Source organism: Pandoraea sp. SD6-2 (genome assembly GCF_000389825.1).
Taxonomy (GTDB): domain Bacteria; phylum Pseudomonadota; class Gammaproteobacteria; order Burkholderiales; family Burkholderiaceae; genus Pandoraea; species Pandoraea communis.
Window position 1 is genome coordinate 16,952 of record NZ_KB944427.1, and the last position, 20,336, is coordinate 37,287.

Genomic DNA, 20,336 nt, shown 5'->3' on the forward strand with positions numbered 1-20,336 from the left:
TAAAAGCATATCTGGTTATTCGGGCCGAGCGAGTCATCGGACTAGCAACTGTGTGACGATTTATGAAAGCGGCTACCGAACCGCTCTTTCAGGGGATCGTCTCCGGGAAAGGATGACCGAACTTGCTCCGATAGATGTGATGTGAGCGTCCAGCAAGTCGTTGGCTCATCAAGCGATATGCGCGAGCTCCTACCGTTACCCACTAGACGCTGACGTTCTCACTATCGATTAAACGGGGAGGCCGAAGCCTTCCAAAGGAGGCTGGAGACAGCGCGCAGTATCAGGCCGTGACAGTCAAACTCATAAGCCCATTGGCTCCGACGTGGACCTCAAAAGTCAAGCTCAAGGCTAAGACGGGGGGGCATCCTTCCGGGCTACTGGGGCTTTGAGGTGAGCCGGCGCCTGAGTGCATCAATCTACGCGTCGCGAAAGTTGATCTGCGGTCGGGCGAACAGGTGGTGTTTGAGCCACTGAGCGACATTCTTGGCTTCCCTCCGTTCGTTGACGCAATTTGCGCATAGCCGCTCATTGAGGCTTGCAACATTGGGGGGCGTTTAGAACAACCGGTGAATCCGGCTGCCCGAGCCGCAAATGCGTGTCCCCAAAGCCGGTGCCTGTATAGAGCAAAGAAATATCAAGGCTGGTTTTCCAAGGTCCTGTGTTCGAGAAAAAGAAACATGCACAACGACAACATTCCACACTCGCGTCACACTGGCGACGCATCGGCAAGTGGCATCTCGCGGCGTCAATGGCTGCAGGGTGCGCTGGCACTGGCTGCGGCTGGTCTCACTGGCTCGCCGGCGTTGCGGGTGCTCGCAGACGATCCCGGTATCGCGCCACTCGATACGTTCATGACGCTTTCCGAAGCATTGACTGGCAAGAAGGGGCTGAGCCGCGTGCTCGGCGAACGCTTCCTGCAGGCATTGCAGAAGGGCTCGGCCGAGATCGCCGACAGCCTGCCGCAACTCGTCGGTGCACTCGCAACTGGTTCGCTGAATTCCGATCAGGAAGCGCACGCGCTGAAGATTCTTGGAGCGTGGTATTTGGGTATCATCGACAACGCCGTGATTGCCTATGAAGAAGCATTAATGTTTAACGTCGTATCCGATACGCTCGTGATCCCGTCGTATTGTCCCCAAAAACCCGGCTTCTGGGCAGACAAGCCGAGCGAGAGGCAAGCCTGATGCCCGATATCGCTACGCAAAAGGCCGACGTCATTGTAGTCGGGTCGGGTGTCGCCGGCTCGATCGTCGCGCACCAGCTCGCGCTAGCGGGCAAGTCGGTGATCCTGCTGGAAGCCGGCCCGCGCATGCCTCGCTGGGAAATCGTCGAGCGCTTTCGCGACCAGCCTGACAAGACGGACTTCATGGCGCCGTACCCGTCGAGCGCGTGGGCGCCACATCCGGAATACGGCCCGCCGAACGACTACCTGATTCTCAAGGGCGAGCACAAGTTCAACTCGCAGTACATTCGGGCGGTGGGCGGCACGACGTGGCACTGGGCCGCATCGGCGTGGCGCTTTATCCCGAACGATTTCATGATGAAGACGGTGTACGGCGTTGGCCGAGACTGGCCGATCCAGTACGACGATCTCGAGCATTACTACCAGCGTGCCGAAGAGGAGCTCGGCGTGTGGGGGCCGGGCCCTGAGGAAGATCTGTACTCGCCGCGCAATAGGCCGTACCCGATGCCACCGCTGCCGTTGTCATTCAACGAGCAGACGATCAAGACGGCGCTCAACGGCTACAATCCGAAGTTTAATGTGGTGACCGAGCCAGTCGCGCGTAACAGCCGCCCGTACGACGGTCGGCCGACCTGTTGCGGTAACAACAATTGCATGCCGATTTGTCCGATCGGCGCGATGTACAACGCCATCGTGCATGTCGAGAAGGCCGAGCAGGCAGGCGCGAAGCTGATCGAGAACGCGGTCGTTTATAGGCTTGAGACGGCGCCGAACAAGCGCATTACCGCAGCGGTCTACAAGGACAAGACGGGCGCTGAGCATCGGGTTGAAGGCAAGTACTTCGTGGTTGCAGCGAACGGCATCGAGACGCCGAAGATCCTGCTGTTGTCGGCGAACCGAGATTTCCCGAACGGTGTGGCAAACAGCTCTGGCATGGTCGGCCGCAACCTAATGGACCATCCGGGCACCGGCGTGTCTTTCTACTCGAGTGAAAAGCTGTGGCCGGGCCGTGGCCCGCAGGAAATGACGTCTCTGATTGGCTACCGAGATGGCCCGTTTCGCGCGACCGAAGCGGCGAAGAAGATCCACCTGTCGAACATGTCGCGTATCAATCAGGAAACGGAGAAGCTCTTCAAGGGCGGCACGCTGATGAAGTCCGAGGAGCTCGACGCGAGGATCCGCGACCGCTCAGCGCGCTATGTGCAGTTCGATTGTTTCCACGAAATGCTACCGTCCCCCGAGAACCGTATCGTGCCCAGTACGACTGCCACCGACGCTATCGGGATTCCGCGTCCCGAAATTACCTATGCCATCGACGACTACGTAAAGCGGGGAGCCGCGCACACGCGCGAGATCTATGCAACGGCCGCGAAGGTGCTGTGCGGCACTGATGTTGTCTTCAACGATGAGTTTGCGCCGAACAACCACATCACCGGGGCAACGATCATGGGGGCGGAAGCGCGCGACTCGGTCGTCGACAAGGACTGCCGCACGTTCGATCATCCGAACCTGTTCATCTCCAGCAGTTCGACAATGCCGTCCGTCGGCACAGTGAACGTGACGCTGACGATCGCGGCGCTCGCTCTGAGGATGGCGGACACGCTGAAAAAGGAAGTCTGATATGCGGAAATCTACTTTCAACTTCCTCCTCGTCGGCTGCCTTGCCCTACCGGGTCTTGCCCGTGCAGCTGATCCAGCGCCTCTCCGGCGGGGCGAATACCTCGCGGTTGCGGGTAATTGCGTGGCGTGTCATACCGCGAAGGGCGGCAGGCCGTTCGCGGGAGGACTCGGTATGCCAGTCCCAATGCTCGGCACGATATACACCAGCAACGTCACCCCCGATCCTGATACCGGCATCGGCAACTGGACGTTCGAGGACTTCGAAAGAGCGGTGCGCCATGGCGTATCGAAGGACGGCAGCAACCTGTATCCGGCGATGCCATACGTGTCATATGCGAAGATCAACGATGACGACGTGCGCGCCCTCTACACGTACTTCATGCACGTTGTCGAGCCGGTCAAACAGGTGCGGAGGAGGAGCGAGATCCCGGTCCTACTGAGCATTCGCTGGCCATTGAAGATCTGGAATTGGCTGTTTCTGACGGACGGCGCGTATGAGCCGAAGCCAGCGCTGAGCGCTGAGTGGAACCGCGGCGCGTATCTCGTGCAGGGCCTCGCGCATTGCGGCACATGCCACACGCCTCGCGGCATCGCGATGCAGGAGAAGTCGCTCGACGAGACGGGCAGCAGCTTTCTGGCAGGCTCTGTGCTCGCGGGCTGGGATGGGTACAACATCACGTCTGACTCGAACGCGGGGATTGGCGGTTGGACGCGGCAGCAGCTTGTTCAGTACCTGCGCACCGGTAGCGTACCAGGCCTCGCGCAGGCGGCTGGACCTATGGCCGAGGCGATCGAACACAGCTTCTCACGGATGACGGAAGCCGACATCGGTGCGATCTCCACTTACATTCACACGGTGTCAGCCGTCGCCCGTGGCGATGAAAAGCAGTCGCGTTCGTCGTGGGGCAAGCCAGCCGAGAACGGCCTGAAGCTGCGCGGCACCGCGCCCCCATCATCAGGTATCGATCCGGCGCGACTGTATCTCGGCAACTGCGCGACCTGCCACCAGATGCAGGGTAAGGGGACACCGGACGGCTATTACCCGCCGCTTTTCCACAACTCGACCATCGGCGCGCCGAACCCGGTGAATCTCGTGCAGGTGATCCTGAACGGTGTACAGCGCAAGGTGGGCAGCGAGGACGTGGGGATGCCTGCTTTCCGCCACGAATTGTCGGATGCGCAGATCGCCGCGTTGACCAATTATTTGACTAAGCAGTTTGGCAATCCAGCCGTGAGGGTGACCGAACAGGACGTCGCGGAGCTGCGCCATCGCGGCTAGCCGCCGAAGCCCAACTGGGGACATCGCACGTCTGACAGCCGCCTGATTCGCAGAACTGGGCCTGTTCCCGTCACATGCCTTGCTTGCGTCAAGATGCGCCCGGTTGGACTACTGGTGACGCTGCATACGATCGGTACCCGCAAATCGGCCATCAATACTGAGCAATGAATGTTAGTGAACAGATCAATATCACGATTCTTGTTTACAAGAATATTGCGATTCCTGGCGGACTGCTTCCGCTTTGCGCGGAGGAACCTCGCCATTTTCGATCAATCTCGAATAAACGGGCTGAGGACGTGCGCCGGAAGGTGGACATCCCAAGGGAGCATCATTCTGCGATTCAAATATTTTGCATGGCTGGTCGCAGCAGTCACACCGGTGGGCACGTTTGCCCAGACGAGCGTAACGCTGTACGGTCGTGTCGACGGCGGCGTTGAATACCTGACAACATCGCGCAGTCGAACGGCGGCAGTGCTACGCGCTGGGGCGCAGAAAGCGGTGATTGGGGCGCTAGCATGTTTGGGCTGAAAGGCATAGAGGCTCTGGGCAGCGGGCTGTGGTCGGTCTTCAATCTTGAAACCTCTTTCCAGGTGATTAACGGTCAGACGAGTGGCGGGCGCATGTGGTCACGGCGCGCGTATGTCGGGCTGAAGAGCCGTACGTGGGGCCAAACGCAGGTCGGTCGCAACCTAATCATAGGCAGCGACGGCGTGTGGGAATTCGATCCGTTCGTGCAGCAGGCGTTTTCCTCCTCCTCGCTCGTGCGCGGCCGCAACTGGCAGCAGACCAGCAACAACATCGAGTATCACAGCCCAGTGATCGGCGGCTTCGACGTGCAGGCGCAATACGCGTTCGGCAGCCAGTCGAGCAGCCTCCATTACGGCACGGCTGACGATTTCGGTCGCTCATACGGGATAATGGTCTCGTACCATTCGCTATTACTCGACGTGCGTGGCATTTATGATGAGCTGCGCGGCAACAACGGCAAGCTGGGCAATATCTTTACCGCTTCGCGCGAATATTTCTTCGGCGCAAACGTGAAGGTGTGGAAGTTTAAGATCCAAGGTGCGTATACGCACTACCAGGCGCCGGACAGCCCGCTGGGTGTCGCCGATCGCGGCGATCACTACTGGCTTGGCGCAACGTACACGGCGACCGCGCACTGGGCTGTGACGGGCGGCGGGTACTATGTGACGGTCAGCGGCGGCGGCGGCGATGCGTCGCACGATCCGTCGGGGCACGCGCTCATGTATGTACTTGGCACGACCTACAACCTATCGAAGTGCACCTTCCTGTACGGCACGGTCGCGTACGTGCGCAATGACGACAACTCGAACTTCTCGCTGCTCGCGACGCCGCATGACGCGACGTTGGGCACGAGTCCAATCGCGGGCAAGTCGCAGACGGGCGTATACGTAGGGATAATGCATACGTACTGAGCGGGGTGCGACAACGTTTGCTGTCTTCTTTTCAAGGCAAATTTGATCCAGTCTCGGCTGGCTTGCGCTAGATATGGTGCTGTTATCTCCATATAGGCCCCGTCGCCTTTGGCGGAAGTGCTACCGTCAGTCGTGTTGCATGACCGAAGAAATGCCGACCCGTACAGTCATTCTCATCGACGATCCCCAGGAGGTTTTATATATATAGATGGGCGCATCAGGATGCCGAGAATAATCTATGAACGCCCTCTTTTTTGCAACGCTGAATGGAAACTTGGTTGGCTTGCGTAAATCTCTCGGCGTAGTTGTAGAGGTCGCTCCACGCGCCGCGATGAGATTCGCGCATGACAGTCCTAACGTGTACGTCGGCTTCGCGGTAAACCAGGATCCGCCATAAAGTTTCCGTCAGGTAGGTGTTCCAGTCATGTCATCAGGTTCGAGAGTAGCAAAACCTGAGGCCGCCCCGAGAATTTCGCCTTCCAGCAGGTCGTGTATAAAATCGACCAAAAAGAAGGCCGTTAGGATGTTTGATCCGCCCCAGGCAACCCTTGCAAGGCTGGGCCGTCTGGCAGGTATTCAATCATCAGCACGAGTAAAGCTCGCAGTGGGAGGCAAGTGGGGTAGTGGCGTCGAAGTTCGGCTACCTCCGAGACTTTGCGCAAACGGGGGGGGGCGAGCGGCAGAGCTGACGGGCCATTACGCAGGCAGAGCTCGAGCGCCGACCGAAGTCTTGATCACGTACCTGACCTTGCCAAAATCTAACCGATCGACTAGCCGGCATCGCTACCGCCTCAACGGCTCGTACCCCGGTACAGATCGAGTCATTACAATCACTAATCTCCCGGAGATCGAGATGCACTGTCGTGCCATTATTGTGGAAGACATGAGGCTGCCGTTTTGGAATCAACGGTTTGGGGCAATTGGGTGGGCGTGGCTAATCCGGTGCCTTGTAAGGATTTTCGGAACCGTCACTTTGATGTTCTTGATAGCGGCAATTTCGGCATGTGCTCAGAGCGCCACGTCGGATGTGACTGAACCTGTGTACCACCTGATCGTCGGCACCTACACGGGAGGGAAAAGCACGGGGATCTACGTTTATCGATTCGATACGAAGACTGGAGAGGCAACTCGTGTGTCGGTCGTGCCAGCGGTCAATCCTTCATATCTCGCCGTGAGCCGCAACGGTCATCGCGTGTACGCGGTGAACGAACTACCGGGCGACAACGGATCGCCCTCGCGACGAGGCAGCGTCAGTGCGTTTGAATTCAATCCGTTGGAGGGGCGGCTGAGGTTTCTCAATTCCGTAACGTCCGGGGGCAACGATCCTTGCTACCTCAGTCTGTCGCCGGACGAAAAGTATCTATTGGTAGCTAACTATTCGGTGGCGGCGCATCCGGGTGGGAGTTTTTCGGCGTTCGCATTGCTTCCCGACGGCCGGATAGACGCGCCGATGCTGACGGTCAGTTTAGATGCGCGCGGTCCGGTCCGAGGACGACAAGACAGTTCGCATGTGCATTCCACCGTGTTTTCCCCTGATGCACGATACTTGTTCGTTCAAGACCTCGCTGCCGACAAGCTCTACTCCTATCGTTATTCTCCAGATACTCGCAACGACGTACTGCGTTGGGACGAACGACATCAAACGAGCGTGAAGCCCGGCAGTGGTCCTCGCCATCTGGTATTCGGCTTGGATGGACGTACCGCTTACCTCGTCAATGAACTCTCCGCGACGGTCACGGTGTTTGGTTACGATGCGCGTGGGCTCACGCAACGTCAGGTTTTACCGCTGACCACACCGGACTTCAAGGGGCGTGTGGGTGCCGCCGCCGTTCATCTTTCGCCGGACGGGCGGTTCTTATACGCAAGCAACCGGGGCGACGCGAATGAAATCGTGATTTTCTCGGTCGCGCCAGTGACCGGCGATCTTGCGGTCGTGGGGCGCCAACCGAGCCTTGGCAAGTCGCCTCGCGAGTTCTCGATTGATCCGACTGGTCACTGGCTGATCGTGGGAAATCAGGATAGCGATACCGCTTACATATTTAAACGCAATCCGCAGACGGGGTTGCTCGAGGCGAAGCCGGGAGCAATTGACATTGGTGCGCCGGTCGACTTCAAGTGGATACCGGCGTTCTGAGTGTAAAGGCTCGATCTGTGCATAAAGGCTGGGCGCCCGATGTAGGAGGCGACGTGCGGGATGATGGGGCTAAAAACCACCCGCCCCAACGAAAATTCGGGCGGGAAGTATGGCCGCGAAGACTCTGTGTTGTCATAGGAGTCGCAGAATGCGTAGATCGAATGTAAGCGCGAACTAACCCGCGCCGCCGAGCGATCGGACGGAAGCGGAAGCGCCATGCGACTTGGCGAAGTTGAACGGCAAGAGATCGCTGATATCGGCATTGGCCGCGCGCTGCGGCAGCTCAGTGAGCACATGCAGCAGATACGCATACGGCTCGACACCACAGGCACGACACGTCAGCATCAAGCTGTAGACGATCACGCTGGCCTTGGCTCCGGCGACGGTATCACAACAGCCATGCCTTGCGTCCCGTGGTAAACGGCCGGATATCTCGCTCGATCACGTTGTTATCGACCGGCGCGTCACCGTCCTCTACGTAGCGTCGCAGACAATCCCATTGGTTCCGCGCATAGCTGATCGCCTTGCCGGTCAGGCTTTCCGGCAGAACTTGCGGAGCCTGTTCATCGAGCCAGACGCCGTCTTGGGACGGCCACTCCACCCGCTCGATTCGGTAGCCCTTCCAGCAACCGGGTGCTTCCAATGCTTCTCGGCCTAGCAATTTTCCATCCGAACGCCCTTGCTATTGACGTCAGATTATCATTTGCCGCGATTTTGAAATGGGCGGAGCCCTATGGGGTGATGTTGGCGCTATGCGTTACCCTGCGTGGCAGAGTATCAATTGTGGGGGGGGCTGTGGTGAGGAAGTCTGTGCTATTTGCGTTTCTTTGCTTGCGGGTTGCGGCGACTCAAGCCGCTAATTGGGTAGAGTTCGGCTCGAATAGTCATGAGCACGTGTATCTTGATGAATCATCAATTGTTCGATCCAACGACTCCGTAATTTTCTGGGCGCGTGCAGTCTTTCCGGGCGGAGACTCCCGTCTGATGTACGGGTCAAAAATTGCCGCGACCGCTGTTGCCCGCTGGAAGATAAATTGTGCAACTCGTGAAATAGCATACAGCAGTGGTACTGCGCGGGATGTCGTGGGATCAATAATCTATCAATCGCCTTCCGGCTGGAGTCCGGCGGGCGACGTTCGCTCGGACTCCATTGGCGAGGATGCTTACCAATACGTTTGCGAGCGTTCATGATCTCGCAGGGGAGGGCATAACACTGTTTGCAGCGTGGAGCGGTGACGTGTAGCCACTTCGTCTGCTCGTACTAGTGCCGTTCATTTCTTCACCCTGGTGAGTTCGCCACCGTCGGAGAGATGAAGTTAAACAGCCCGTATTGGTGACTCGATTTGATCAGAGCGAAGCAGTGATTCCGTTGATGTGAGCGGCCCCGCCGTCGGCGAGGCGACGTAAAAAAGCCCGTATCCCGACCCGCGTTTGGGAGCCTGTTCCTGGGGCCGCTCACCTGAGCAGAACATCGCTGCAAATTTTCGAGCGAGCGGCCCTGCGTCGGCGCGGTGACGAACAATACCCGCGCGCTTCATTGATCGCCTCTAGCTCGGGCGCGTTGTCTTCGATGAGCGAGCAAAATCCGCTTGCTCCATCTCGCGATTGCTCGCGCCAAGCCATAGCTTCTACTCGATGGAGTGTAGCGCGCCGTACCTTGCACGGAAATCTCGTGGGCCCTGTGCGTCGCATGCCGCTATTGCCTGGTGATCATTTGGTCCTGTGCGGAAGAAAACCGGATCGGTCTTGAGGTAGATGAACGTGCCGTTGTTCATTGTTTCGTTGCGAAGTGGGTGAAGCTGATCTTGTCGCAAAGGTTTGCGGCCGCCTACTGGCATCGGTGCGGCGAGTGTGTCGTTCACCTGGTATCAGTCTATGGCTGTAGTTTGGGTGTGGTGCTCGGGCAACGTGTGCGGTCGGAAATCCAACGGAACGCGGTGATCCCCAAGTGCTCCGACGTGTTTGGGCGCAGTCCTATGGGGGCGGATGCCTCGGGGCGCTACCTTCGGCCAACTTCTCATGGGAAGTTTTCGGTTGTGCGTTGATCCGTGCAACGGATAAGTCTATTGGTGCGATAGCTCACCCATCTATCTCCTCTATCAGAGCTAACCCAGCATCGACCACTTTAAGCATGGGCGGTCGAATGCCCTATTGTTGTATGTGATGCGACGAGATCATATTTCGTTCAGCCAAAGCTATGCGATTAGTCAACCTTTGCCTGAATGGCGGTCGCGGGTTGTTGTGGCATTTATTTCGCTGGCATTTTTTGCGTTGGTGGCGCGAGGTTTCTGGGTTCAGGTTTGGAACTCGCGGTTCTATATCCAGCGGGGCGAGGCGCGTTACGGGCGTCTGCTGTCGGCAAGGGCACCACGAGCCCAAATTGTCGACCGCAACGGAAACGTATTAGCCATCGGCGAGCCCGCCGATGATCTGTGGGTCGATCCCAGATTTTTCGTAAACGCGAACGAGGGCCAAGTGCATGTGATCGCGAGCGTGTTATCTCTGTCGTATGAGGAGGTCGAAGCGTATCGAAGAAGCAATCGCCGATTCGTCTACCTGAAGCGCCTCGTCGCGCACAGTACGGCTGCCCCCCTTCTAGCTCAGGATATCCCGGGGCTATATGGTGTTCGGGGTGAGCGACGCTTCTTTCCCGAGGGCGAGTTGGCGGCCCAGGTTGTCGGGTTGGCGGGGCGGGGCGGCGATGGTGTCGAGGGCGTTGAGCTTGCCGCGAATTCCCAACTGAAGGGGCGCGGAGAAACGCGGGAGGTGGTTGTAGACCGGCTCGGGCGGGTGATCGAGGATCCCGAATACAAGGGGGTGCTCCTGCCTGCCGAGCGATTGGAACTCTCTATTGATCGGAACATTCAACGCATGGCTTTTGACGCCCTCAAGAGGGGGGTTGCCAGATCTGAGGCCCAGGCCGGTTGCGCCATCGTTCTGGATACGGCAACCGGAGAGATCCTAGCGTTGGTTAACGTGCCGACATTTGACCCAAATGTGCCGAGTTCCGGGGGCGTGCTACCAATACGAAATCGAGCGCTAACCGATGCATTCGAACCAGGGTCGACGATCAAACCGCTGGTGGTGGCCATGGCAATGGAGAGAGGGGTCATCCGTCCACAAACAATGTTTGATACTTCGCCTGGAGTGCTCCATTTTCATGGCGCCGAGATTCACGACACTTCTAACCACGGCACCATTAGCACGGTGGACGTCATTGCAAAATCGAGCAACATCGGCATGGTAAAGATCTCAGAAATGCTTGCGTCGAGAGATATGTGGGGAGGGTTTCGCCAGTTTGGAGTCGGCGCTATGCCGCTCACGGGATTTCCTGGGGTGACATCGGGAATGCTTCATGCGCCATCGCACTGGCGGCCGCTGGAACAAGCAACGATGGCGTACGGCTATGGGCTATCTGTGTCTTTGGCGCAGCTCGCCGGTGCATATCAGGCGCTCGCCAATGACGGCGTAAAAGTGCCGCTGACGTTGTATCGGCGGCAGAAGCCCGCGGTGGACACAGTTCGCGTGGTTTCGAGGCGAGTGGCCACGCAGGTTCGCGACATGTTAGAGGCTGCTGTTGCCTCCGGAGGGACGGCAACGATGGGGGCGCTTCCGAACTATCGAGCAGGTGCAAAGACGGGGACAGCTCGCAAAAGCGATGGCGGGGGGTACGCGGCACGGAAGTACATCGGCGTATTTGCAGGCATTGCCCCGATGTCGTTACCCCGCATTGTTGTCGCGGTCATGATTGATACGCCGACCAAGGGATCATTCTATGGCGGACCAGTCGCTGGGCCGGTATTTGCCGAGATCGCACAAAACTCGCTGAGTTATCTGGGGGTTAGACCGGACAGAGTTCGCAGTGCGGCAAAAAACTAACTTGGCGTTCGTTGGGGCGCAGTCGTTTTGCGCTATGGCTCGGGAGTTCCCTGTGGGCAAGCGACGCGTGTCTGGCAGATCAGTTCCGCATTTCCATGCTGGCGCTGTCAGTTTACGTCCTGGAAACAAAACAAGCCCCATTTGACTAATCAGCTTAATTCTGTACTTTTCTTATGCGCGTCCACTCTCTGTTGCTTCGTATCGTTGTCATTGTCGCTGCACTAGCCGGATTTATCTGGCTTGTTGTTCATCCCTCGTATGCGCAACAAATATCGCCGCCGCCCATGACGGCCAAGGCGTGGGTCATTGTTGACGTGACGAGTGACCAAGTGCTGGCCGACCATAATTTGACTCAACGAATCGAACCCGCTTCGCTTACCAAAATCATGACTGCATATCTGGTTTTCGATGCATTGAGGGGTAAGCGTATTGCGATGGAACAGCTCGTAATACCTAGCGCATCAGTGCGGGAAATTGGCAATGATGAATCGCGAACCTTTGTTGAGATGGGCAAGCCTATTTCGGTGCGCGATCTCGTCTATGGAATGATCATTCAGTCTGGGAATGACTCATCGATTGCGTTGGCCGAGTTGATTGGTGGCTCGCAGCCAAGCTTTGTTGATCTCATGAATCGTGCGGCTCAACGTATGGGGCTACAGGACACGCATTATGCGAACGTCGACGGTTTGCCTGATTCTCAGCATTACACGACGGTGGGGGACCTCGCGGTGTTGTCCATACATCTGATTCGCGACTTTCCTGAGTACTACGGGATCTTTGGGGAGAAGGGCTTCACATATAACAAAATCCATCAGGCAAATCGGAATCGTCTCTTGTATCTTGATTCGACCGTTGACGGCCTGAAAACCGGACACACAAAGGGGGCCGGATACTGCCTTGTCTCGACGGCATTACGCCCGTTGCCGGGGCGCGACGGTTTGGCGCGTCGTTTGCTTTCGGTTGTTGTTGGAGAGCCTACGGAGGGCGCGCGTGTGCAAGATAGTCTGGCAGCGTTGAACTATGGCTATCAGAACTTCGACACGTTGCGCATTTATGTTGCGAACCAGGTTTTGACCGAGCGCAGAGTTTGGAAAGGCGAAGGAGGCGGGAAATTTGGATTGAACCGAGATGAGTTCGTCACGGTCCCTCGCGGGGAGGGGCGGAAAATCGAATCGCTATTGGAGCTTCGTGAGCCGCTTGTCGCCCCAGTTTTCGTCGGAGATGTGGTGGGGCGCGCCAAGGTCATGATTGATGGGCGGCAGCTTGCCGAATTTCCTGTCGTCGCACTGGATGATGTGCCGCAAGCGAGCTTTGTTGTGCGCGCTTGGGATGCACTGCGCCTCTTTGCCATCAGCGCGTGGGGGCGGACTTAACGTCGCTCCCACGCGTTTCGCATAAGGCGCCCGTAATCAGATTTATGGCGTCCTCCGAGAGGGTGTCAATGCTTGGTAATCCTTCTCGCACTGCTGGCCTGCTAGTCGGGCTCGGTCAGCATACTCTGCCAAATCTGTAGCCGCGCCGTTAGACCGGCTGAGCAACTGGGCGAACATATCGAAGGTGGTGTCGGTTGACGTGCGTCCGGATGCAGCGGCGGAATGGTGTGCTCTTGCCGCAAGGTTTGCGACCCGCTTGCGCAAGCCGTCAGCAGTGGAAGCAGCAGCAATAGCATCGGCGCGCGCCAGGTCCCGCTTCCTTGCAGCCTCCTCTGCGTTTTGAGAAAGTGCTTGTGTTCGGGTGCGATAGACATTGCGCTCCTCTTCAAGGGCTTTAATGGTGTTGGTCTGAGCGGCGAGTTTTGCCGATTGGTCGGCATCGGTGTGTCCTTTTGCATAGCCTCCGGCAAAGCTCGCTAGCGCTGTCAGTAATAGTCCAGCCAAGGACGGAAGTTTTAGAAAGTTCATGCGACTTGTCGGTGCGGCGAAAAGGATTAGCCTTGGTGGCGGGTCTTGGTGCCCTGGCGAGGTTGTTCTGATGAAGTTCGGCGCATAGTCCTGCTCAACTGGGGCCGTCGCCGTGTGTGGGTGGATCGGATGATTCTCGTCCAAGGTATCGTCGTAGCAGGAATTCAAGCGTAGATTGACCGCCGCAACCTATCAGGGCAGCAATGCCAACTAATGCCGTCGGCCGCAAGTCGTTGAACATGATGAGTGCCGCCCCTGAGCTCATCGACAGGCCGGCGCCAACAATTGTCTGTCCGAGAATTGCTCGTAGCGTTAAGCGCGAGGTACTTGAAAATAATTTTCCAAGCCCGATCGTCGCGCCTAGCACCAGCAGCGTTATCAGCTCTTTTTCATGGGTACTAATCTGCATGTCGCACCTTATACGACAAGTCCAACAGAGTAGCGCACGGGTTTGCCGTCAAAGTGTGCGGTGAGAATCTGCCGGCGCGCGGCTGCGCCGGATCGAGGGGCGGAAATATGAACCCAAGTACCCTCAAAGATCAGTTGCTGGAATTCAATGTCAGATCTTTCGATTGCCTGGCAAATTTGATACGGGGTTCCGAATTTTGGGCAACTGAAATCAACCGCAAGTCCTTCTACGTGCGCGCTCGCACCGGCCCCACCTATCGCTCGGTTGAGCGCGGGGGACCGATAGCCGGAGGAGATGATGACGGGGCTACCTAGCAGCGAACGAACTTGCTCAAGGAGATTTGCCGTTCTCATTAGATTGTTGATGACCGATGCCGGGGCTTGGTTGTCGATGCCAAATTTACGTGCGGTGGCACTTTCTGTCATCTCATGCAAGGTGAAGTGCTCTGTCAAATTCATCCGAATCCTTTCCGTTTTTCGTGTGCTCTGCACATCTCGCATCGATTTGCTGAGAGCACTGTCGATAATCGATAGTTAATGACCCGTCGGAATAGTGCCCTGAGTGGGGCGTTGGGATCTCGACAATCTTCCTCTTGCCTAGTCGAACCTGGTTAAGAGGCGCGGGAAGAATTGGAGCGGCTTCATCCTTTGATTCTTGCTCGCGACAATGTCACTGGGCGCATCGGCAGGGCTTCGCGAGGGCGATTCAGTGCCATCGACCAGAAGGCGATGAGTCTTTCCCCTTTTGGGTGACTGGGCTGGACGTCGTTGTTCTTCCATCCCATTAGCGTGCCGTGACTAATGCCGATAAGGCGTTCGATTGTTGTCGTTGAGTATCCGGACATCCCCAATTGGAGTAGTAATGTTCGCCAATCGACACAGGTGTGTGAAGGCATTCTCGATGCTATGAGAATGCGCGCATTGAGTGATGGGGCACCGCCAAGACGGAATTCTTCGAACCGAGAGGGGTTCCTGTTCAACGGGGCAGGTTGGGTTCTTGCGCTGGTACCTGATGGGTCTTGACGTGCCTGTTGCGGGATTGTCTGTCGCTCATTCTGTGATCTGTCTGGAGATATCTGCCGAGATGGACTTTCCCCATTTCCCGACGATGCGTGACTCGCGTTAATGTCGGAGTTGAGGATGGATTGGGCAAGGGTAGTGCCGTCTGGGAGAAAGCGGCGAAGCGCGCGCCTGTCGATTCGATAGAAGATCTTGTGTTCAAGCCGCTTTACGGATTCGATCAGTAATCCGATGGCTCTAAGTCGTCTTCGTGCAGTTCTTTGAGCTTCATATGAGAGTCCGGTAGCGCTAGCCAACTCGTCCACCGTTTTGTGAACGCCTTGCTGGGCGAGCAGATCGTTGTCTTGTGTTAGGAGGTAGCTTAGGAGAACCGCTGCGTTCACGTTTCCTAGGGCAAGTGCAAGGCCGGGATGATAGGTAAAGGGTGTGGGGATCTTATGCTGCACAGAGGCTCCTCGCGGTCGATCGTTTTGCGGGGAGGTCAACGGATATGGAGCAAGGGGGGGGGCTCTCAGTAAAGCTCGAGTGGTGCACTCATGTCATTGGGACGCGATTCGACTGAAAATCATGAGCGTTGATATGAAGCGCAAAGAAAGCTGTGCTTTTTAGCGTGTTCTTGACGGTCTTGAAATAAGGTGACACCCAAAACGACGTAGCAAGCTCCCCGGCGTTGGGAGCTAGATCACGACAAGGCCTGTGCGGAATGAGTGTGGGTGGCTCTCGGGAGCTTTTCTTGACAGGGGGCGTTGGCATCCTGAGGGTGAGTTCGTCAAAAATGGGTGTCCGCCCATTCCTTCTTCCCTGTCCCTGGGGGTAGCGTGTCGGCTATGTGCATCGCTTCTTTGCGGTGCGATCAGCGTTCGTTATTGCAAGCGATGATGAGGGGGCTGATGCTGTTGAACTTACGTCTTCTTGGCTTTCTGCGGTCGTTATTTCGCTATCGTTCGATAAAAATGGCAGGGCCGTCCCGTCCATTGATTCCGCTGTCGACACGCTCTGCGCTGGCAGGTATTGCGCTGTCTTCGGGGGCGTCGATTGCGGTCGGTATAGGGCATGTCAAATCAAGCGAAATTCAAGGCGGCCCAAACATAAATGGAGTCGGCGGACCTAACCTCGTTGTCCGACAGAATTCTCCAAACGCAGTTGTCGGATGGAATAGCTTCGGCATCGACAAGAGCGAATCCGTTACCTTCAGACAGCCTAGCCCAACTTACTGCCAGGCTGAGTTGCGTTATCGGTGGCAGTCCTGATGCCACTCAGATCATTGGCGTGTTCAACGCTAACGGACAGCCATTTGCGGAAGGCGCTGAACTTGTCGATATCGATGGTTGAGCCGGCAAGACGATCGGTCGAGAGTCTGTGCAGTAGCACATCGAGATCTAACATCTCCCCAGCTCAAAGCGAGTCTGAGCATGACTTGCCATGGGATGTTGTTAGGGAAATATCGACGCTGGCGCAGAACATTTCGCGGTGTGACTTCTTGCTGGAGTGCAAGGCCACTCGTGAGGACTTCACAACACCGATTCGTCTGGCTCTACTTGATGATAAGAGAGCCGAAGCAAACATTGAATTGAAAATATTGATGCGTAAAAAAGCCAATACCCTACGCATGTGCGCACGCGGGTGCGCAGTCGCCATGCTTTTCTCTATGGTGGCGAGCACCGCGAATGCGCAAACGCCCCCCATCGCGCCCCCGCCAAATGCGGGGAGTTTGCTCCAGGAGCGTAAATCGGAGTCGCGAGATTTTAGTTCGCCGGAAGACATCGACAAACTCGATAAGGCTAAGCGGGCGAGCCAGACCAAGCATATTCACGTCAACACGGTGGTGTTCGAGGGAAATTCTAAGCTCTCGGCTGAGGAGTTGGCGCCACTGGTGCAGGCAGTTCAGGGGCAGGATGTTTCCGAACTCAATCTGTCGCGTCTGGCAGAGGCTGTTAATGCCGAGTATCGGGCGCGGGGATACGGCTTCACGGCTGTCTCGGTCGATCCGGGCAGCCTGCCCAGCGGAAATATCAAGTTCGTCATCGTTGAGGGTAAGGCCGGGCGAGTCAGTGTGGACAATCATTCCCGAGTGAACGGTTCGCTGCTTGACGGAGCATTGGATGGATTTCGCGAGCAACCCGACGACACGGATCGACTCGAGCGTGCCGCTCTGCTGATGTCGGATACTCCCGGTGTAGGCGGGGCCCGTCCTCGCCTGAGTCGCGGTGAAGAGGGGGGGCAAGTCGACGTCGTAATGGACGTTCAATCGGCACCGCTACTCGGCGGCTATACGTCAATTGATAACTATGGCAGCCGGACTTCCGGGCGCACTCGCCTGAATGCGGTGTTGGGCATTAATAGTCCGTTCGGATGGGGAGACGCGTTACGCCTCAGCGTATCCGGTCTGCCGTTTAACATGCAAAGCGGCGACTCCACGTTGGGGGGTATTACCTACGATTTTCCGATGGGAAGCAGCGGCTTACGCGGCGGTGTCGGATATAACCGCATGCAGTACCACTTGGGCGGGATTTACGAAGGATATTTCGATGGCACGGCTGACGTGATGTCGGCTTACGCGAGCTATCCGATTTTGCGGCAGCAGACTCAGAACCTCTCCGCCAGGCTGTCATATAGCCACAGCCTGTATAAGGACAATCAGGTGGGCTTCCAAAACAAGCGAAGCTCCGATGCTGTGGCATTGTCGCTGTATGGAAATATGCAGGACTTCCTATTTGGTGCGGGGGCTGCAAATCGTTTTTCGGTCACCCTGACCCAGGGCTCGTTGAGATTTGATGATCCATTATTCGCAGCGCAAGACGCGATGGGCAGCAAAACAGCCGGGGGATATACGAAGGCTGAAATGACCCTGTCCAGGATGCAGCAACTGACGAGATCGACCTACCTGCAGGCAGACGTCGTCACTCAGTACGGGTTGAAGAACTTGGACAGTTCTGCCCGTATGGTCATGGGCGGGCCGTTCGCAGTACGTGCCTTTAGCTCCGACTTTGTCTCGGTTGACTCTGGGGTACTGCTGCGCATTGCTGCCGGTTGGCGTCCGAATTTTCCGCTGCCTGTCAACATTTACGGGTTTTACGACGTCGGCTCGGGCGTACTACGTCACACCCCGTTTCCGGGGCAAGTCAATAACGTGAACTTGCAAGGTGCGGGCATCGGTGTCGATGTGGCATATCGGTCGGTTTCTGCCTCGCTGAGCTGGGCGACACGCATTGGTGGGAACGTGCCGGGGATTGCCCAGCAACCTAAGAGCTGGCTGTGGGCAACAGTGGCCTATGGATTCTAATAGCGAACGGATGCTGATCCAGATCTCATCGTGAGTCCATCGCGAATTTCAATATATTCAGCCGACTGCCTGTTGCAGCCGGCTTTTTTGTTTTTTATTAAGTACTCCTGTATATCAGAGGGGGATTGGTGGATATCCGGTGGACTAATCTTTGTGACACTTTGCTAACGTGCGGACCGGATGTCGATATGCGATCTCGAGTCGTCACTGGCTTGGAAATTTTGTAGGAGCGACGATGAACGATTCTTTTCAAATGCGGCGGAGTGATTCTGTTCTGCTGGGGGTATTAAGTGCAGGTGCATACCTGATCATCGCGCTATTTTCAACGCAATTGGGCAGCGGCACTACCCAATCGATCCCGGTTTGGTTGTCTTCCGGCGTTGTGTTCGGCCTTCTTATCTCGATTCCGAAACCTCATTGGGATCCCCTACTGATGGGAGTTAGTTTAGCGAGTGCTGTTTGGGCATGGTGGGCTCATGGACTCACCGGGATCTCGATGGTGTCCTTCGCCGCATTAGACACGGGCAGTGTGTTGATCGGAGCATGGTTCGCATCGTTGGGAAGAAATAGAGATCCTGTTCTCGCTGCTGCCTTCCTTATTGCCGGGACCTTTCTGACATCCGTTCTCGGCGCAACACTGTCGGCCGCGCTTTGGTATTTGAGTGGGCTTGACGAAGCCTATGGCAAGGAGTGGCTGGCATGGGCACTTTCCACGGGCTGCGGCATTGCGCTTGTTGCGCCGATTGTGATGCATTTTCGCGATTTTCGGCTCAAGCTCGCCGACGGCCTGTCAATGCAGTCGTTTTTTACAGGATTGACGACCTTTGTGATGTTCGTCGGGGCAACGATGTCGGTGTTCAGTAAAGATGCGGTCCAGCGCTTCGGGGCTATCTCATCAACGCTTGGCTACGTACCGATGCCATTTTTGCTCGTGACGTCGTTGATCTGGGGGGCATTGGGTGGTGCTCTGTCCACCCTCGTCGGGGCTCTGTTGGTCTTCAGGCTGACGGTCGATGGATGGGGGCCATTTGCGGTTGCTGATTCGGTATTGGGCGATGCGATCGTCGGCGTGCAATCCTATGTGTTGGTCTGGGCTGTCGTGATACATCTTGCGCAGGCACTGCTGGCGTCCCGTCAGATCGCGTATCAGCGTGTGCGACGCTGGCAACTCCATTGCGAGAGAATTCTGCAGGCGTCGCATGTTGCCAGTGTGGAGTTTGACGTTGCGACTGGTTCTGCCGAGTGGGGGGAGACTGCGGCCAATGTGCTGGGGGCAGAAGTGACGCGGTTGCATCATATATCCGATTGGTTGGATTGCTTACGTGTAGAGGAGCGCTCAACGGCCGATACTAAGTGGTCCACTGTTGCGAATGGTGAGTGTTCGGTGAGCGACGCCACTCACAAACTTCGCATCGGTAGCCAGGATTTGGTCGTGCATGTGCGCTTTGCCGGGGTAAAGGGCCCGGATGGGGGTGTTGAGCGCGTCGCAGGGGTGATCTGGATTGTTAGCCGTGTGTTTGGGGATGCAGGGGATGCCTAAGGCTGCGGTGCTTCTCATTCACGGCTTAGGTGGAACACAATACGATCTCGGTTCTTTGCGCCGGAATCTCGCAGACGCTGGCTTTCGCACTCACGCGATCATATTGCCGGGGCATGGTAGTCATGCGAGCGATCTACGCGCCGTCCGCGCAGAGGATTGGCTGCGGGTGGTGCGGATTAAGTATCGGCAGCTTAAGCAAAGACATCGAACTGTGCACATTTTAGGATTGTGCATGGGGGCGTTGCTCGCGATCGAAGTGGCGAAGCTCGAGCACCATGTAGATGGGGCTCTGGTTGCACTTGCGGCACCAGTTTTCATTGATGGGTGGGCGACTCCATGGTACCGAGCTATGCGACATGTGCTTTACCGTATTCCGGGAGTCGCTGCGCGCATGAGAGTTGAGGAGGGAGGGCCGTTCGGGATCAAGAACGAGCACTTGCGCACTATTGTTCGGGCGAAGTTTGCTCGCAACGAAAGTTTTCACTACCGTTGGGTCCCTCTTGCGTGCATTCGTGAGGTTGATCGCTTGCGTTCGATGGTTATGAACGGCCTTGAGAGTGTCGCTTGCCGTACCTCGATTGTGCATGCGCGTCAGGATGAACTGACCAGCCTGCGCTCTGCATACTTCTTGGAGTTGCCCCTGTAACTCA

General features: G+C 56.8%; 13 protein-coding genes and 2 pseudogenes. 11 read left to right on the top strand and 4 right to left on the bottom strand.

What is annotated here, in order from left to right; all coding sequences use genetic code 11:
• The first annotated feature begins 677 nt into the window (after positions 1-677).
• From C266_RS06025 to C266_RS06045, 5 genes and pseudogenes are all read left to right on the top strand, one after another.
• Positions 678-1,184, top strand: a complete 507-nt coding sequence (locus C266_RS06025; protein WP_010804579.1) for a sugar dehydrogenase complex small subunit — start codon at positions 678-680, stop codon at positions 1,182-1,184.
• The gene (locus tag C266_RS06030; RefSeq protein ID WP_010804580.1) at positions 1,184-2,803 is read left to right on the top strand and encodes a GMC family oxidoreductase; all 1,620 of its coding nucleotides are present in this window, start codon (positions 1,184-1,186) and stop codon (positions 2,801-2,803) included. Before C266_RS06025 ends, C266_RS06030 begins: the two co-directional genes overlap by 1 nt.
• A gap of 1 nt (position 2,804) precedes the next feature.
• On the top strand, positions 2,805-4,082 hold the full coding sequence (locus C266_RS06035) for a cytochrome c (RefSeq protein WP_036661765.1): 1,278 nt from the start codon (positions 2,805-2,807) through the stop codon (positions 4,080-4,082).
• Positions 4,083-4,415: 333 nt separating this feature from the next.
• Positions 4,416-5,521: pseudogene (locus tag C266_RS06040) on the top strand (porin).
• A 1,039-nt stretch (positions 5,522-6,560) separates the two neighbouring features.
• Positions 6,561-7,655, top strand: a complete 1,095-nt coding sequence (locus tag C266_RS06045; RefSeq protein WP_371257037.1) for a lactonase family protein — start codon at positions 6,561-6,563, stop codon at positions 7,653-7,655.
• A gap of 174 nt (positions 7,656-7,829) precedes the next feature.
• On the opposite strand, the pseudogene C266_RS26660 reads toward C266_RS06045, so the two are convergent.
• Positions 7,830-8,229: pseudogene (locus C266_RS26660) on the bottom strand (transposase); the annotation flags it as partial.
• Between the two features lie 167 nt (positions 8,230-8,396).
• On the opposite strand from C266_RS26660, the gene C266_RS28360 reads away from it, so the two are divergent.
• The 3 genes from C266_RS28360 (at position 8,397) to C266_RS06065 (ending at position 12,907) form a co-directional block, all read left to right on the top strand.
• Positions 8,397-8,846: a surface-adhesin E family protein gene (locus C266_RS28360; RefSeq protein WP_371257038.1), complete on the top strand. Its 450-nt coding sequence runs from the start codon at positions 8,397-8,399 to the stop codon at positions 8,844-8,846.
• Positions 8,847-9,896: 1,050 nt separating this feature from the next.
• Positions 9,897-11,534: a penicillin-binding protein 2 gene (locus C266_RS06060; protein ID WP_246831145.1), complete on the top strand. Its 1,638-nt coding sequence runs from the start codon at positions 9,897-9,899 to the stop codon at positions 11,532-11,534.
• A 191-nt stretch (positions 11,535-11,725) separates the two neighbouring features.
• The gene (locus C266_RS06065; RefSeq protein WP_246831146.1) at positions 11,726-12,907 is read left to right on the top strand and encodes a D-alanyl-D-alanine carboxypeptidase family protein; all 1,182 of its coding nucleotides are present in this window, start codon (positions 11,726-11,728) and stop codon (positions 12,905-12,907) included.
• 42 nt (positions 12,908-12,949) lie between these two features.
• Here C266_RS06065 and C266_RS26665 read toward each other — a convergent pair whose 3' ends face one another.
• The 3 genes from C266_RS26665 to C266_RS06070 all read right to left on the bottom strand — a co-directional run bounded on the left by C266_RS26665 (position 12,950) and on the right by C266_RS06070 (position 14,302).
• Positions 12,950-13,435, bottom strand: a complete 486-nt coding sequence (locus C266_RS26665; protein WP_081636184.1) for a DUF2514 family protein — start codon at positions 13,433-13,435, stop codon at positions 12,950-12,952.
• Positions 13,436-13,529: 94 nt separating this feature from the next.
• Positions 13,530-13,844, bottom strand: coding sequence for a holin family 2 (locus tag C266_RS26670; RefSeq protein WP_010804587.1), 315 nt, complete (start codon positions 13,842-13,844; stop codon positions 13,530-13,532).
• Between the two features lie 8 nt (positions 13,845-13,852).
• Positions 13,853-14,302: a D-Ala-D-Ala carboxypeptidase family metallohydrolase gene (locus C266_RS06070; protein ID WP_010804588.1), complete on the bottom strand. Its 450-nt coding sequence runs from the start codon at positions 14,300-14,302 to the stop codon at positions 13,853-13,855.
• A 1,978-nt stretch (positions 14,303-16,280) separates the two neighbouring features.
• Between C266_RS06070 and C266_RS06080 the strand changes: the two genes are divergently transcribed.
• From C266_RS06080 to C266_RS06090, 3 genes are all read left to right on the top strand, one after another.
• On the top strand, positions 16,281-18,146 hold the full coding sequence (locus tag C266_RS06080) for a ShlB/FhaC/HecB family hemolysin secretion/activation protein (RefSeq protein WP_010804590.1): 1,866 nt from the start codon (positions 16,281-16,283) through the stop codon (positions 18,144-18,146).
• A gap of 235 nt (positions 18,147-18,381) precedes the next feature.
• Complete coding sequence (locus C266_RS06085) at positions 18,382-19,686, top strand: MASE1 domain-containing protein (protein ID WP_010804591.1); 1,305 nt, start codon at positions 18,382-18,384, stop codon at positions 19,684-19,686.
• Positions 19,679-20,332 carry a carboxylesterase gene (locus tag C266_RS06090; protein ID WP_246831147.1) on the top strand — a complete coding sequence of 218 codons (654 nt, stop codon included), beginning with the start codon at positions 19,679-19,681 and terminating at the stop codon, positions 20,330-20,332. Before C266_RS06085 ends, C266_RS06090 begins: the two co-directional genes overlap by 8 nt.
• The last annotated feature ends 4 nt before the right edge of the window (positions 20,333-20,336 follow it).

Excerpts from the sequence above, each read along its gene's own strand:
- C266_RS06025 (WP_010804579.1), top strand. The coding sequence starts at position 678 with ATGCACAACGACAACATTCCACACTCGCGTCACACTGGCGACGCATCG.
- C266_RS06030 (WP_010804580.1), top strand. The coding sequence starts at position 1,184 with ATGCCCGATATCGCTACGCAAAAGGCCGACGTCATTGTAGTCGGGTCG.
- C266_RS06035 (WP_036661765.1), top strand. The coding sequence starts at position 2,805 with ATGCGGAAATCTACTTTCAACTTCCTCCTCGTCGGCTGCCTTGCCCTA.
- C266_RS28360 (WP_371257038.1), top strand. The coding sequence starts at position 8,397 with ATGTTGGCGCTATGCGTTACCCTGCGTGGCAGAGTATCAATTGTGGGG.
- C266_RS26665 (WP_081636184.1), bottom strand. The coding sequence starts at position 13,435 with ATGAACTTTCTAAAACTTCCGTCCTTGGCTGGACTATTACTGACAGCG.
- C266_RS26670 (WP_010804587.1), bottom strand. The coding sequence starts at position 13,844 with ATGCAGATTAGTACCCATGAAAAAGAGCTGATAACGCTGCTGGTGCTA.
- C266_RS06070 (WP_010804588.1), bottom strand. The coding sequence starts at position 14,302 with ATGAATTTGACAGAGCACTTCACCTTGCATGAGATGACAGAAAGTGCC.
- C266_RS06085 (WP_010804591.1), top strand. The coding sequence starts at position 18,382 with ATGAACGATTCTTTTCAAATGCGGCGGAGTGATTCTGTTCTGCTGGGG.
- C266_RS06090 (WP_246831147.1), top strand. The coding sequence starts at position 19,679 with ATGCCTAAGGCTGCGGTGCTTCTCATTCACGGCTTAGGTGGAACACAA.